Origin of the sequence: Demequina phytophila (assembly GCF_000971135.1) — a bacterium.
Lineage (GTDB): Bacteria > Actinomycetota > Actinomycetes > Actinomycetales > Demequinaceae > Demequina > Demequina phytophila.
On sequence record NZ_BBLW01000001.1, the window covers coordinates 540,426 to 553,854 of the forward strand.

Consider the following 13,429-nt stretch of genomic DNA (forward strand, 5'->3'; position numbering starts at 1 on the left):
GCGGGCGCCTCAGTCAGCCTGGGGCTCCCGGGCCTCTTCCTCGGCGGGGGCGTCCTGCTCCGGCGTCTCCTCGGCCGCGGCGGCCGCGACCGGTGCCTCGGTGACCGGTGCCTCGGTGACGTCGTCGGCGGGGCTCTCCGGGGCATCGTCCACGGGCTCGGGCTCCGCCGGGGTCTCCTCGGCGACGTCCTCGGGCTCCGGCTCCGCGTCGAACGCGACGGGCACGGCGACCTCGTTCTCGAACACGGGGTCCGGGTCGGGCCACTGGGTGGCGCCGCGCTCGGTGTCGGTCTCGGAGTGGGCGCCGCAGCCGTGGTCGACGCTCACCACGCGGCCGTCGTCGGGCGACCACTCGTTGGAGCAGGCACCGAACCGCATCCGCATCGAGCCGGTGAGCGGGATGAAGAAGGCGCACGTCGAGCACGGCGACGCGGACGCCATGGCGGCCGCGGCCGTGGGGCCGTGCGAGCCGCGGTACCAGCGGTCGGCGACGTCGGCGCGGCCGTCGGGGCCGAGCACGCGGGGGCGGCCCAGGCCGAGCTCCCAGTTGGCGATCGCGTCCTCGTCCTCGGCGCCGGTGGCCTCGTAGCCCGGGACCAGGCGAGCGTCGTCCGGGATGTACGGCAGCACCATCGAGGGCTCGAGGTCGCCGGGGCGGATGCGGTCCGCCCACGGCACCCAGGCGGGGGCGAGCAGCGCGTCGTCGGCCGGCACCAGGTGCGCCTCGCACACGGTGGCGACCTTCTGGCGCGGCGCGCGCGACAACGTCACGGACCACACCCAGCCGCGGTAGCCGGGCAGGGTGCACGCGAACAGTTGGGTGACCAGGCGGTCCTCGTTGACGACGGTGCTGAGGTGGTCGCCCACCGCGGCAGCGTTGTCCGCCGTCTCGACGGCGGCGTCCCTGGCGAGGTCGACTGCCTCGACGAGCACGGCGTCCTTGGCCATCAGACGTCCAGCTGGTCCGCGACGGCGCGCAGCACGGCGGCGACCGGCTTGGCCTTGGCGGGCTCGGGGTAGCGGCCCTTGCGCAGGGTGTTCGAGACGCCGTCGAGCATCTTGATGAGGTCCTCGACGATCACGGTCATCTCATCCGCGGGCTTGCGCATGTTCGCGGCGATCGACGGCGCGGACTCGAGCAGCGTGACGTTGAGGGCGGACGGGCCGCGGCGGCCGTCGGCCACCGAGTACTCGACCTTCGCGCCCGGCTTCACGGTGGTGCCGGCGGGCAGGGCCGAAGCGTGGAGGAAGACCTCCGAGCCGTCCTCGCTCGCGATGAATCCGAACCCCTTGTCGGAGTCGAACCACTTCACCTTTCCAGTGGGCACATCTACCTCGTTCGTCATGCGGGCACCGCGGATCGATGCCCCGCACGATTCTAGCCGGACCCGACGACACCCGACCGAGGCGCGCACCGCATCGTCCCTCCTGAGGCCTTCCCGGCCGGCGGACCGTCCCGGTTTTCGGGAGCGTTCCCAGCGGGTCTTTGCGCAGGGGCGGGTGATGTGGGCAGACTGGAGCCGTTGGGAACCCGGAACCAGTCGGAGTGTGTATGCCCACGGCCACGACGCCAGCCTGGCTGCTGCCGGCCTTCGTGAGGGAGGCGGTCGCGGTGGGAGCGACCGTACCCGAGGACCAGATCGCCGAGTCGGGCGCGAGGCTGCTGCAGCGCTGGCAGAACCCCGCGCGCCGCTTCCACGACGTCCGCCACCTGGTCGAGCTGCTCACCCGGGTCGACGAGCTCCAGCAGGAGACGCGCCTGCCCCACTGCGTGCGGCTCGCGGCCTGGTACCACGGCGCCGTGTTCTCCTCGGACTCGGAGGCGGCGTACGCGAACCGCGGCGGCGAGGACGAGGACGCGAGCGCCGAGTACGCGCGGCTCGAGCTGCGCGAGCTGGGCGTGCCCGACGTGAAGATCGACGCGGTGGCGACCATGGTGAAGGGGCTGTCGCGGCACTCGGCGACGCCGGACACCCCCGACGCGCAGGTGCTGTCCGACGCGGACCTCGCGATCCTGGCGGCGGACCCGCAGCGCTACAAGGCGTACATCTCGGATGTGCGCGACGAGTACGCGGAGGTCCCGGACGACCGCTTCATGCGCAGCCGCCGCGCGATCATCGGCAAGCTGCTCTCACGGCCCCGGCTCTACACCACGCCTCTCGGGGCGACGTGGGAGGCGCAGGCGCGCCAGAACCTCGCGGCCGAGGCCGCGCGCCTCGACAAGAAGATCGCGGCGATGTCCCCGGCCACCGACGCCGGCTGACCTCTCCCCCGGTTTCCCCGGGAACGATGCTCGGGTCGAGGGGCCCTGCCTAGCCTCGATGCACCGACATCGAGGGGGAATCATGCAGTATCACGTCGACGCGGCCGAGGTCTCGTCCGCCTCCGCCCGCGCGGGACGCTCCGCCGAGGCGATCCGCGCCGAGGTCGCGGGGCTCATGGCGCAGCTGGTGGCGCTCGACGCCACGTGGCAGGGCTCCGCCGCGTCCGCGTTCGCGGACGCGCGAGAGCAGTGGCGCGGGGCGCAGGCGCATGTGGAGAGCGCGCTGGATGCGATCACGGGGGCGCTCGCGCATGCGGCGCAGTCCTACGAGGAGGCGGAGGCGACCGCGTCGCGCCTGTTCGCGCGGTAGGCGCCTACGCTCGGGGGATGATCCTCATCGACCCGCCGCTGTGGCCCGCGCACGGCCGCGTGTGGGGTCACCTGGTCTCGGACTCGTCGCTGGCGGAGCTGCACGCGTTCGCGGCGCGCGCCGGGATGCCCGAGCGCGCCTTCGACCGCGACCACTACGACTATCCCGTGGAGCGGCGCGCGGACCTGGTGGCGCTCGGGGCGCGCGAGGTCTCGACGCGCGAGCTCATCACGCGGCTGCGCGCCTCGGGGCTGCGGGTGACGGCGGCGCAGCGGCGGGGGTGAGGCGGGACGCTCCCGGCGCCGAGGCCCTCGCAGCCTGGTTGATCGGATCGTGCAGATCCGCGCGCGCTCTTCTGCGCCGGTGTATCAACGGGCCCCCCACCGGTCGCAGGCCGGGCGGTGAGCCCGGGCGCGCGACAAGCCGAGGCGCGTCCTGCATGCAGGTCCGGTCGCGATCCGGTCCTGCATCCGGGTAGCGCCGACCCGCATGCAGGACCGCTGCTCGCTCGCCCCGTCGAAAGCCAATGACGGATGGGGAAGGTGGGACGCGCATCGTCCCGTGTGACGGTCACATCCTTCACGCGCGAACGCGGGCGTCACATCCGCCATTGGCAGTCGACGCGTCGCCACCCCCGACGGACAGCAGAAGGCCCCCTCCCCCGGCGCGAACCGGGAAAGGGGGCCTTCGTGGTGAAGCAGAAGGGCTTAGAAGCCCATGCCGCCCATGTCGCCACCGCCGGCCGGCATGGCCGGCTCGGGCTCGGGCTTGTCGGCGACGACGGCCTCGGTGGTGAGGAACAGCGCCGCGATGGACGCCGCGTTCTGCAGCGCCGAGCGGGTCACCTTGACCGGGTCGTTGACGCCCGCGGCGAGCAGGTCGACGTACTCGCCGGTCGCGGCGTTGAGGCCGAAGTGGACCGGGAGGCCCTTGACCTTCTCCACCACAACGCCGCCCTCGAGGCCGGCGTTGATCGCGATCTGGCGCAGCGGCGCGGTGATCGCGGCCTCGACGATGCGGGCACCGGTGGCCTCGTCACCCTCGAGCTCGAGACCAGCGAACGCGGAGGTACCGGCCTGGATGAGGGCCACGCCACCACCGGCGACGATGCCCTCCTCGACGGCGGCCTTCGCGTTGCGAACGGCGTCCTCGATGCGGTGCTTGCGCTCCTTGAGCTCGACCTCGGTGGCCGCGCCCGCCTTGATGACGGCGACGCCGCCGGCGAGCTTGGCGAGGCGCTCCTGGAGCTTCTCGCGGTCGTAGTCCGAGTCCGAGTTGTCGATCTCGGCGCGGATCTGACGGACCCGGCCCTCGAGCTGCTCGGGCGCACCCGCACCCTCGACGATGGTGGTCTCGTCCTTGGTCACGACGACCTTGCGCGCCTGACCGAGGAGCTCGAGGCCCGCGTTGTCGAGCGAGAGGCCGACCGACTCCGAGATGACGGTTCCGCCGGTGAGGATCGCCATGTCCTGCAGCATCGCCTTGCGGCGGTCGCCGAAGCCGGGCGCCTTGACGGCGACGGCCTTGAAGGTGCCGCGGATCTTGTTGACCACGAGGGTCGCGAGGGCCTCGGACTCGACGTCCTCCGCGATGATCGCGAGGGGCTTGCCGGTCTGCATGACCTTCTCGAGGACGGGGACCAGGTCCTTGACGGACGCGATCTTCGACTCGACGAGCAGCACGTAGGCGTCCTCGAGGACGGCCTCCTGGCGCTCCGGGTCGGTGACGAAGTAGGCCGAGAGGAAGCCCTTGTCGAAGCGCATGCCCTCGGTCAGCTCGAGCTCGAGGCCCAGAGCCGAGGACTCCTCGACGGTGATGACACCCTCCTTGCCGACCTTGTCCATCGCCTCGGCGATGAGCTCGCCGATCGCGGGGTCGCCGGCCGAGATGCCCGCGGTCGCGGCGATCTCGTCCTTGGTCTCGACCTCCTTGGCCGCGGAGAGCAGCTCGGCGGTCACGGCCTCGACGGCCTTCTCGATGCCCTTCTTGAGGGCGATCGGGTTCGCGCCGGCCGCGACGTTGCGCAGACCCTGCTGCACGAGCGCCTGCGCGAGCACGGTCGCGGTGGTGGTGCCGTCACCGGCGACGTCGTCGGTCTTCTTGGCGACCTCCTTGACGAGCTCCGCGCCGATCTTCTCGAAGGGCTCCTCGAGCTCGATCTCCTTGGCGATGGAGACGCCGTCGTTCGTGATGGTGGGGGCGCCCCACTTCTTCTCGAGCACGACGTTGCGACCCTTGGGTCCAAGAGTGACCTTGACGGCGTCGGCGAGGGCGTTCATGCCCCGCTCCATGCCGCGGCGGGCCTCCTCATCGAAGGCAATGATCTTTGCCATGGGGGTAGTACCTCTTCCGATGGATGTCGGTCCCCCACCGCCCGCGACGGACGATGCGCGGCCCGGCGTTCCTGTCACGCCGCACCCCGCACCTCGGCGGAGAACCCTAGGTCTCTTAGCACTCGGGCAGGCCGAGTGCTAACGCCGATTCTGGCACTCTCCCCCGTCGAGTGCAAACGCCCTGGAGGCCGTTCGCCGAGGGCGAGCAGAGCATCGTCCCGTCGCGAGGGGACGATGCCGTGGCCTACTGGGTGACGATCTGCACCTCGATGTCGGCGAGGGTCTCGGTGTCGCCGAACTGGACGGTGTCGATGCCGAGCAGGTCCGCGACCTCCTGGGCGGTGTCCGCGCGGTCCTCGCTGTCGTAGACGACCACGTTGGACGCGGGCGAGCCGGTGAGGTTGGCGGCGCTGACGTCGGTGAAGCCGGCGTCCGTGAGCACGGCCGCGTCCTCGGCCGCGAGGCCCGAGATGCCGGTGCCGTTGAGGACCGCGATCGGGGCGTCGTAGGAGATCACGGGCTCGGGCGACGGGGTGACGGACGGCTCGGGGGAGGCGGTCTCGCTCGGCTCCGGGGAGGCCGTCTCGGAGGCGGACTCGGACGGCTCCGGGGTCGCGCTCTCGGTGGTCTCGACGGTGGCGGTCGCGGACGCGGTAGGCGTCGCGTCGCCGTCGTCGCCGGTGCTCCACAGGAACTTCGCGACGCCGAACGCGGCGAGGCCCGCGACCACGAACACCACGACGGGGATCACGAGGATGGTCCACCACGGGCGCGGCGCGCGGTGCACGCCGACGGGGCCGGAGCCCTCGGCGATCTCGTCGAAGTCGTCTCGCGGATACTCGTCGGTCACGGGCACACCCTACCGTTCGAGGGTCCCGCGTCCGCGGCGGCGCGACGCGCGGGTGCGGCGCAGCCGCTGCACCAGCACCGGGTCCTGCGCGAGAGCGGCGGGGTTGTCGATCAGCGCGTTGAGCACCTGGTAGTACTGCGTGGCGGAGAGCCCGAAGCGGTCGCGCACGGCGTCCTCCTTGGCGCCCGCGTAGCGCCACCAGGTGCGCTCGAAGGCCAGGATGTCCGCGTCGCGCTCGGTCAGCGCGGGCTGCTCGACCGCGTGTGCCGCGCCGGCGTCCATCCGTCCTCCTTCCCGTGGGCTCCCCGAGGGTGGGACCAGCGTAAGCGCGCGGGAGGCGCGGTCCGACCAGGCGCTCCGGCGCTCGCCGACGCGGCCTGCCGGGCGGTCGCTAGGGTGGCGCCGTGGATCTCGACTGGCGCAGCGGCGTGGCCGCGGACTGGGCGGAGGCGCTGTCCCCCGCGGGGCCGGCCCTGGACGCCGCGGTGGCGTCGCTCGACGGCGAGGAGTTCCTTCCTCCTCGGGCACAGGTGCTGCGCGCCTTCGCGACGCCGCTCGCGGATGTCCGGGTGCTGCTGGTGGGGCAGGACCCCTACCCCACGCCGGGGGACGCGGTGGGGCTGAGCTTCTCCGTCGCGCCTGGCAGACCCCTGCCGCGGTCGCTGGCCAACATCGCCCGCGAACTGCGCGAGGACACCGGCGAGGTGCTCGTGTCCGGGGACCTGTCGGGGTGGGCCTCCCAAGGGGTGCTGCTGCTCAACCGGGTGCTCACGGTCGCGCCGGGCGAGGCGGGCTCGCATCGCGGACGCGGCTGGGAGCAGGTGACCGCGTGCGCGATCGAGGCGCTGGCGGCCCGGGGCGGGCCGCTGGTCGCGGTGCTGTGGGGGCGCGAGGCGCAGGCGCTCGCGCCGCTGCTCGGGGCGGTGCCGGTGATCGCGAGCGCGCACCCGTCGCCGTTGAGCGCGCGGCGCGGCTTCTTCGGGTCGCGACCCTTCTCGCGGGTCAACGCGCTGCTCGAGGCTCAAGGGGCCGCGCCGATCCGGTGGGGCACGGAGGCGGAGGAGCCCGCGCTCTTCTGAACCGCGGGAAGTGGAGCTGGCAGCGGGACTCGAACCCGCAACCTTCGCTTTACAAGAGCGCTGCGCTACCGATTGCGCCATGCCAGCCTGCGGCGGCCAGGATACCGGGCGCGCCCGGCCCCGCACGCACGAGCGCCGCACCACCCCCGAGGGGACGATGCGGCGCTCGCCTCGCGTACGAAGGCTTAGGACCCCAGGCTCTCCAGGTAGGCCCGGAGCGAGCCCTCGGTGAAGTAGTCGACGTCGTTGAGGACCGCACCGTCGGCGAAGTCGCCGGTCTCGGACACGCGCACCGTCGGGGTGCCCTGCATGCCGTCGACGGACGCCTGCTCGGTCGCGGCGGTCGCCCACTTCTTGAAGTCGGTGTTGTCGAGGTTGTTGGCCACGCCCTCGGTCACGCCCACGGCGATCGCGAGATCCGCGATCTCCTCGTCGGACAGACCCGTCGAGTTCTCCTCGGGCTGGTTGGCGAACATGGTGGCGACGAAGTCGTGGAACTGCTCGGGCGCCTGGTCGGCGACCACGCCGGCCGCGCCGGCCGCGCGCGTCGAGAACTCGGTGCCGGAGGAGAACCGGTCGAGGATCGAGATCGGGTGGTAGTACAGCGCGATGTCGCCGGACTCACGCAGATCGTCGAGGTCGTCCGCGTTGATCGCCTCGAACGTGTTGCAGATGGGGCACATGAAGTCGAGGTAGATGTCGACGCGCGGCACGTCCGTCGGGACGGCCTCGCCCACCACGCCGCCGGTGCCGACGGGGATGCCGCCGGTCGCGTCGGCCGCCGCGGGGGACGTCGAGCCCTCGGCGCCCAGCTCGGGCACCTTGCTCTGGTTCACGATGAAGAAGATCAGGGCCCCGAAGAGCGCCAGTCCCACGACGGAGCCCGCGACGATCATCATCGTGGTCTTGCGCTCCTGGGCGCGCACCTGCGCCTGGGCCTTGGCCTTCGCCGCCGCTCGCGCGTCGGGCTTGGGGGTCTTGCTCGCCATCGATCTCTCCAGGGGGTCGTCGGGGTACGGCAGAAATCTACTCGACAGCCGTCAGGCTGCCCTCATCCACTCGTCGGCGGAGAACTTGGACCGCGGCCAGATCAGCAGGTAGGTGCCGAGGATCACGAAGCCCGTGCGTTCGAGCATGTGCAGCGGGTAGTTGGTGGTGCCCTCGGCCACGTCGCCGCCGCCGCCGAAGCAGCCGCAGTCGATCGACAGCCCGTGCGCCCACGCCCAGATCACGCCGGTCATGAACGCGGCCATCATCACCAGCCACACGATCGACGAGATCCGCGTGAACAGCCCCGCCAGCAGGAACGCCGCGAGCACCAGCTCGAGGAACGGCAGCATGGTGCCCACGAACGGCACCACCGCCTCGGGCAGGATCCGGTAGGCACGCACCGCGATGATCGACTGCGGGATGTCCAGCATCTTGGGGATCGCGGCGGCGATGAGGATGACCGCCATCGACAGGCGCACGAGCAGGCTCAGCCACGGCTGGATGGTGTCCCAGCGCCGCGCGGGCGCCTCGGTCTCGGACTCGACAGCCTCGCTGGTCACATCGTTCTCCTCAGTCTCGCGCACGCTCACGCTATCGCGGGCGCCGCGCGCCGCCTGCCCGCCCAACGTCCCGGTACCCCGGGTTGTTCCGGGAGGGGACGATGCCGGGGTTCAGGCCGCGGACAGCGGCGCCTCGGCGAGGGGCCACCACCACGTGTCGACCCCCACCCACAGCGCGATCGCGGACACCAGCATCGCGGTCACCGCGACCAGCGCCCAGGCCGCACGGAGCCCCCCGGTGGGCGAGACGGCCGCGGCCATGCGGTGCGCGCCCTGGCGCGTGCCTGCCATGTAGGGGCCGAACGCCAGCATCACCACCGCCACGAGCATCCCGGCGGACAGCGCGAGCGAGTCCTCGATGTCCGTGCCGGCGACGTCGAGCACCCCCGCGCCGATCAGCTGCCACAGCGCCAGCGTCACGCCGGCGCCCAGCACCGCCGCCAGCAGCACCGCGGGCACGCACTCGCCGGCCGCACGGAGCACGTGCCACGGCAGGCCGATGGTCTGCACCACCGTGTCGGTGGTGCGGCGCCGGCCGCGCTTGACCACGGCGGCGTCGAGCGCGACGGCCCGACGGTAGACGCCGCGCGCGAGGATCGCGACGCCGACCGTCATGAGCAGCACGAGGATCGGGGCGAGCGGGGCGGCGACCACGGTCACCGCGGCCGCGAGCACGAGCAGCCAGCGGCGGCGCGGCGCGACCGGGCAGGCGCCGAGCTCGTCGGACGCCGGAGACTCCTCGTCCTCCCCCGGCCCCTCCTCCCAGGGGAGGTCGGGGACCCAGTCGTCCCGCGCATCGTCCACCGGCATCTCGCCGCTGGGCAGGACGGTGGTCGCGTCCGGGTCCTCCCACGGCCTCTCCATCACCGCGGTCGGGGCGACCGCGGTGGGGGCGATGGTGGTGGCGGGCAGGGTGGGCATGATCGCGGTCGCGCCGCGCAGCGCGGCCACCACGTCGCGCATGCCGGGGCGCGCGCGGACGTCGCGACCCAGCGCGGCGCGCAGCGCGTCCGCGCCGGGCACGTCGGGCAGGGTGAGGTCGCCCTCGAGGGTCCGCGAGATGGCGCCCGCGCCGGAGCCGAAGGGCCCGTGGCCGGTCATCGCGAACGCGACGGTCGCCGCCCAGGACCAGCGGTCGGCGGCGACGCCGGGGTCCGCGCCGTCGATCACCTCGGGCGCGACGTAGCCGGGGGTGCCGCTCACCAAGCCCTCGCGGGTGAGGCGCGAGTCGTCGGTGCGGTGGGCGAGCCCGAAGTCGATGAGGACGGGGCCCGCGGGGCTCATCATCACGTTCGACGGCGTGACGTCGCGGTGGACCACGCCCGCCGCATGCACGGCCTCGAGCGCGGAGGCGGTGCGGTCCGCGAACGCCGCGAGCGCGTCGCCGGTCAGCGGGCCGTGGCGCTGGACGTGGTCGAACAGGGTCTGTCCGGGCACGAACTCGAAGACCACGAACGTCTCGTCGTCGTCGAGCTCGGCGTCGAGGATGTGCGGCACCGCCGGGTGGCGCAGCGACTGCAGGGCCCGGACCTCGCGGGCCAGGCGCGCCGCGGCGACCTCGTCAGCGCGCGCGTCGACGAGCTTGAGCGCCGCCTCGTGGCCCGCCTCGTCGGCGACGCGGTAGACCGAGCCGGAGCCCCCCGCACCCAGGCGACCCAGGACGCGATAGCCGCCGACGTCATCACCCACCTCGCGCCGAAGCCCCGCCATGCGCCCAACCTACCTGGCGCATCGTCCCGTCCGAGGCGACCGGGGCGTGCCGGGGGTCCCGGGTCCCGGGCGGGATGTGCCATGATGGGCGGGCCGGGCACCTGCCCGGCGTGTCAATGTGGACACACAACGGCACACTTCACTACGGATCGTCCGGCACGTACCTGCCGGTGAAGGAGAACACGGCCATGGCCACCGTTACCTATGACAAGGCGTCGCGGATCTACCCCGGCACCGAGCGTCCCGCCGTGGACGCCCTCGACCTCGACATCGCCGACGGCGAGTTCCTGGTCCTCGTCGGCCCCTCGGGCTGCGGAAAGTCCACGTCGCTGCGCATGCTCGCCGGCCTCGAGGACGTCGACAAGGGCGCCATCTTCGTGGGCGACCGCGACGTCACGCACGTCCAGCCCAAGGACCGCGACATCGCGATGGTGTTCCAGTCCTACGCGCTGTACCCGCACATGACCGTCGCGGACAACATGGGCTTCGCGCTCAAGATCGCCAAGGTCGACAAGGCCACCATCCGCGAGCGCGTCGAGGCCGCCGCGAAGATCCTGGACCTCACCGAGTACCTGGACCGCAAGCCGAAGGCCCTCTCCGGTGGTCAGCGTCAGCGCGTCGCCATGGGCCGCGCGATCGTCCGCCAGCCGCAGGTGTTCCTCATGGACGAGCCGCTGTCGAACCTCGACGCCAAGCTGCGCGTCCAGACCCGTACCCAGATCGCCGCGCTGCAGCGTCGCCTGGGCACCACCACCGTGTACGTGACCCACGACCAGGTCGAGGCCCTCACCATGGGTGACCGCATCGCGGTCCTCAAGGACGGCCTCCTCCAGCAGGTCGGCACCCCGCGCGAGATGTACGACACCCCGGCGAACGTGTTCGTCGCGGGCTTCATCGGCTCGCCGGCGATGAACCTCTCGACCTTCCAGGTCAAGGACGGCTTCGCCCACGTGGGTCCCGCCAAGGTCCAGCTCGAGCGCGACACCGTCGCCAACATGACGGAGGCCGACAAGGGCGACGTGGTCCTGGGCTTCCGCCCCGAGTCGCTCGACCGTGTCGCCCCGAACACCGAGGGCGCCATCCCGGTCGAGGTCAACGTCGTGGAGGAGCTCGGCTCGGACGCGTTCGTCTACGGCCAGCTGCCGCAGTCGCTCGCGCACGACCCGTCCGGCGAGGCCGTCAACAACCAGGGTCAGGTCATCGTCCGCGTCGACCCCCGCGACGTCCCCGGCAAGGGCGACACCGTGTGGGTCACCATCCGCCCCGGCGAGCAGCACGTGTTCTCCGCGGCGACGCAGCAGCGCATCTCGACGCACGCGGTGCACACCGACGCGTCGCGTTCGCTCGCGAACTAGTCCGACTCACCCGAAGGGCGGTCCCGGCTCCGGCCGGGGCCGCCCTTCGGCTTTCCCGCCGCGCTCCGTGCCCCGTGCGGCTCTCCACACACGAACGGCGGTGAAACGTTCCATGCGGGCGTCTCCCCCGCATCGTCCCAGGTCGTTGGTGGAGAGGTGCACATTCTGTGTGGAGAGGCGCACAGCGGACGCGGGTCCCGGGGGCCGCTCGCTACGCTGGACCCATGCCGCACATCACCGGGGCCGCCGACCCAGCTCTGATGGAACTGCCGTGGGACATCCCGCTGTCCGCGTGGCCGGAGGAGCGCATCGCCGCACTGCCGCGAGGACTCTCGCGCCACGTGGTGAGGTTCGTGCGGCACGGCGCGAACGTGCTCGCGGTCAAGGAGACCAACCGCGAGATCGCGTACCGCGAGTTCCAGATGCTGCGCGAGCTCGAGCGCATGGAGGCGCCGTGCGTGCACGCCGTCGCGGTGGTGACGCAGCGCCGCACGCCCTCCGGTGACGAGCTCTCGGCGGCCCTGGTGACGGAACACCTCGCGTTCTCCCTCCCCTACCGCGCGCTGTTCTCGACCGCGCTGCGCAAGGGCACGCTCAACCGCCTGATCGACGCGCTGTCGGTGCTGCTGGTGCGCCTGCACCTCAACGGCTTCTACTGGGGCGACGTGTCGCTCTCGAACGCGCTGTTCCGCCGCGACGCCTCCGAGTTCAGCGCATACCTGGTCGACGCGGAGACCGGCGACCTGCACGAGCGCCTCACGGACGGCCAGCGCAACTACGACCTCGAGATCGCGACCACCAACATCATCGGCGAGATCCTCGACCTGCAGGCCAACGAGGACCTCGACGAGGGGATCGACCCGTTCGCGATCGGCGACCGGCTCTCCTCCAAGTACGAGCGCCTGTGGGCCGCGCTCACCGAGACCGAGACGTTCGACGCGAACGTGCCGTTCAAGGTCGCCGAGCGGGTGCGCGAGCTCAACGAGCTCGGATTCGACGTGGGCGAGCTCGACATGCTGTCCACCCCCGACGGCCAGGGCCTGCGCATCCGCCCCAAGGTGGTGGACGCGGGCTTCCACTCGCGCCGCCTCATGCGCCTCACCGGCCTCGACGTGCAGGAGAACCAGGCGCGACGCCTGCTCAACGACCTCGACGAGTTCCGCGCCGTCCGCGCCGGCCACTACGACGACGAGGCCTTCGCCGCCCACGAATGGCTCACCTCGATCTTCGAGCCCACGGTCCGCGCGGTGCCCCGCGAGCTGCGCGGCAAGCTCGAGCCGGCGCAGGTGTTCCACGAGGTGCTCGACCACCGCTGGTACCTCGCGGAGTCCGCCGGCAAGGACGTGCCCATGCCCGTCGCGACGGCGTCCTACGTGAAGAACGTGCTGCCGCTGCGCCCCGACGAGCGTGCCGTGCTGGGCCGCTCGCTCGCGGAGATGACGGCGGAGCTGCCCGCCCTCACCGACGAGGTGGGCACCGAGTTCGCGCGCCGCGACCCGTTCGAGAACGACAACACGTACGCGTGGGGCGAGGTCCCCGCCCCCGAGCCGGGCACCACCCCGCCGCCCACCGTCCGCCGCGAGTCCACGCGCGTCGCCGCGCCCGAGCGCTCGCCGCTGTCGGGCGAGCTGGAGGAGCGCAACCGCAAGGCGCACGATGCGGCGGTCGCCGAGGAGGACGAGGTCGCCGCCTCCGAGGAGGCCGGGTTCTAGGCGCGCCCCCGTGCGCCCCGAATTCGCTGCGCACGGTCGGGCGCGCGACACGCGGGGGCGACCCGCGCATCCCTCTTCGCCAGGCTGGTTGTGAGTCAGTTCACGATCAGCTGGAGGTGGAGGGTGTCGGTGTCGATGGGGTACTCGGTCGAGGAGATCCGGGCGTTTGTCCAGGAGTACGAGGACCAGCCGTTTGGCACGAAGCGT

13 protein-coding genes, 1 tRNA gene and 1 pseudogene are annotated in these 13,429 nt (G+C 72.3%); 6 read left to right on the forward strand and 9 right to left on the reverse strand.

The annotated features are described in order from the left end of the window. Positions 1-9: 9 nt before the first annotated feature. Together AOM01_RS02620 and AOM01_RS02625 are read right to left on the reverse strand one after the other, a co-directional pair. On the reverse strand, positions 10-948 hold the full coding sequence (locus tag AOM01_RS02620; protein WP_062288466.1) for a DUF3027 domain-containing protein: 939 nt from the start codon (positions 946-948) through the stop codon (positions 10-12). Continuing rightward, a complete protein-coding gene (locus AOM01_RS02625) occupies positions 948-1,328 on the reverse strand; it encodes a cold-shock protein (RefSeq protein WP_062288468.1) in 381 nt (126 codons plus the stop codon). The genes AOM01_RS02620 and AOM01_RS02625 overlap by 1 nt, the downstream gene beginning before the upstream one ends. A 224-nt stretch (positions 1,329-1,552) precedes the next feature. Here AOM01_RS02625 and AOM01_RS02630 point away from each other — a divergent pair, with 224 nt between their 5' ends. From AOM01_RS02630 to AOM01_RS02640, 3 genes are all read left to right on the forward strand, one after another. Next, a complete protein-coding gene (locus AOM01_RS02630; RefSeq protein ID WP_062288470.1) occupies positions 1,553-2,263 on the forward strand; it encodes an HD domain-containing protein in 711 nt (236 codons plus the stop codon). An 82-nt stretch (positions 2,264-2,345) separates the two neighbouring features. Next, positions 2,346-2,633 (forward strand): WXG100 family type VII secretion target, encoded by a 288-nt coding sequence (locus AOM01_RS02635; protein ID WP_062288472.1) that lies wholly within the window; start codon positions 2,346-2,348, stop codon positions 2,631-2,633. 17 nt (positions 2,634-2,650) lie between these two features. Further along, positions 2,651-2,917, forward strand: coding sequence for a DUF4031 domain-containing protein (locus AOM01_RS02640; protein WP_062288474.1), 267 nt, complete (start codon positions 2,651-2,653; stop codon positions 2,915-2,917). A 423-nt stretch (positions 2,918-3,340) separates the two neighbouring features. Here AOM01_RS02640 and groL read toward each other — a convergent pair whose 3' ends face one another. The 3 genes from groL to AOM01_RS02655 all read right to left on the reverse strand — a co-directional run bounded on the left by groL (position 3,341) and on the right by AOM01_RS02655 (position 6,098). Continuing rightward, positions 3,341-4,966 carry a chaperonin GroEL gene (gene groL, locus AOM01_RS02645; protein WP_062288477.1) on the reverse strand — a complete coding sequence of 542 codons (1,626 nt, stop codon included), beginning with the start codon at positions 4,964-4,966 and terminating at the stop codon, positions 3,341-3,343. A 244-nt stretch (positions 4,967-5,210) separates the two neighbouring features. Next, the gene (locus AOM01_RS02650; protein WP_062288480.1) at positions 5,211-5,816 is read right to left on the reverse strand and encodes a LytR C-terminal domain-containing protein; all 606 of its coding nucleotides are present in this window, start codon (positions 5,814-5,816) and stop codon (positions 5,211-5,213) included. A gap of 9 nt (positions 5,817-5,825) precedes the next feature. Further along, entirely contained in the window at positions 5,826-6,098 is a 273-nt protein-coding gene (locus AOM01_RS02655) for a DUF3263 domain-containing protein (protein WP_062288484.1), read from the reverse strand. Positions 6,099-6,220: 122 nt separating this feature from the next. Here AOM01_RS02655 and AOM01_RS02660 point away from each other — a divergent pair, with 122 nt between their 5' ends. After that, positions 6,221-6,895 carry a uracil-DNA glycosylase gene (locus AOM01_RS02660; RefSeq protein ID WP_062288487.1) on the forward strand — a complete coding sequence of 225 codons (675 nt, stop codon included), beginning with the start codon at positions 6,221-6,223 and terminating at the stop codon, positions 6,893-6,895. An 11-nt stretch (positions 6,896-6,906) separates the two neighbouring features. Here the strand turns inward: AOM01_RS02660 and AOM01_RS02665 are convergent. From AOM01_RS02665 to AOM01_RS02680, 4 genes are all read right to left on the reverse strand, one after another. After that, positions 6,907-6,982: transfer RNA gene (locus AOM01_RS02665), tRNA-Thr, on the reverse strand. Between the two features lie 98 nt (positions 6,983-7,080). Continuing rightward, positions 7,081-7,884 (reverse strand): DsbA family protein, encoded by an 804-nt coding sequence (locus tag AOM01_RS02670; RefSeq protein WP_062288490.1) that lies wholly within the window; start codon positions 7,882-7,884, stop codon positions 7,081-7,083. Positions 7,885-7,935: 51 nt separating this feature from the next. After that, positions 7,936-8,445: a DoxX family protein gene (locus AOM01_RS02675; protein ID WP_062288493.1), complete on the reverse strand. Its 510-nt coding sequence runs from the start codon at positions 8,443-8,445 to the stop codon at positions 7,936-7,938. Between the two features lie 111 nt (positions 8,446-8,556). Continuing rightward, positions 8,557-10,155, reverse strand: a complete 1,599-nt coding sequence (locus tag AOM01_RS02680; protein ID WP_062288496.1) for a serine/threonine-protein kinase — start codon at positions 10,153-10,155, stop codon at positions 8,557-8,559. Positions 10,156-10,343: 188 nt separating this feature from the next. On the opposite strand from AOM01_RS02680, the gene AOM01_RS02685 reads away from it, so the two are divergent. Both AOM01_RS02685 and AOM01_RS02690 read left to right on the forward strand, forming a co-directional pair. Next, complete coding sequence (locus AOM01_RS02685; protein WP_062288499.1) at positions 10,344-11,510, forward strand: ABC transporter ATP-binding protein; 1,167 nt, start codon at positions 10,344-10,346, stop codon at positions 11,508-11,510. A 224-nt stretch (positions 11,511-11,734) separates the two neighbouring features. Then, positions 11,735-12,931, forward strand: a pseudogene (locus AOM01_RS02690) (DUF4032 domain-containing protein); the annotation flags it as partial. Positions 12,932-13,429 lie beyond the last annotated feature (498 nt).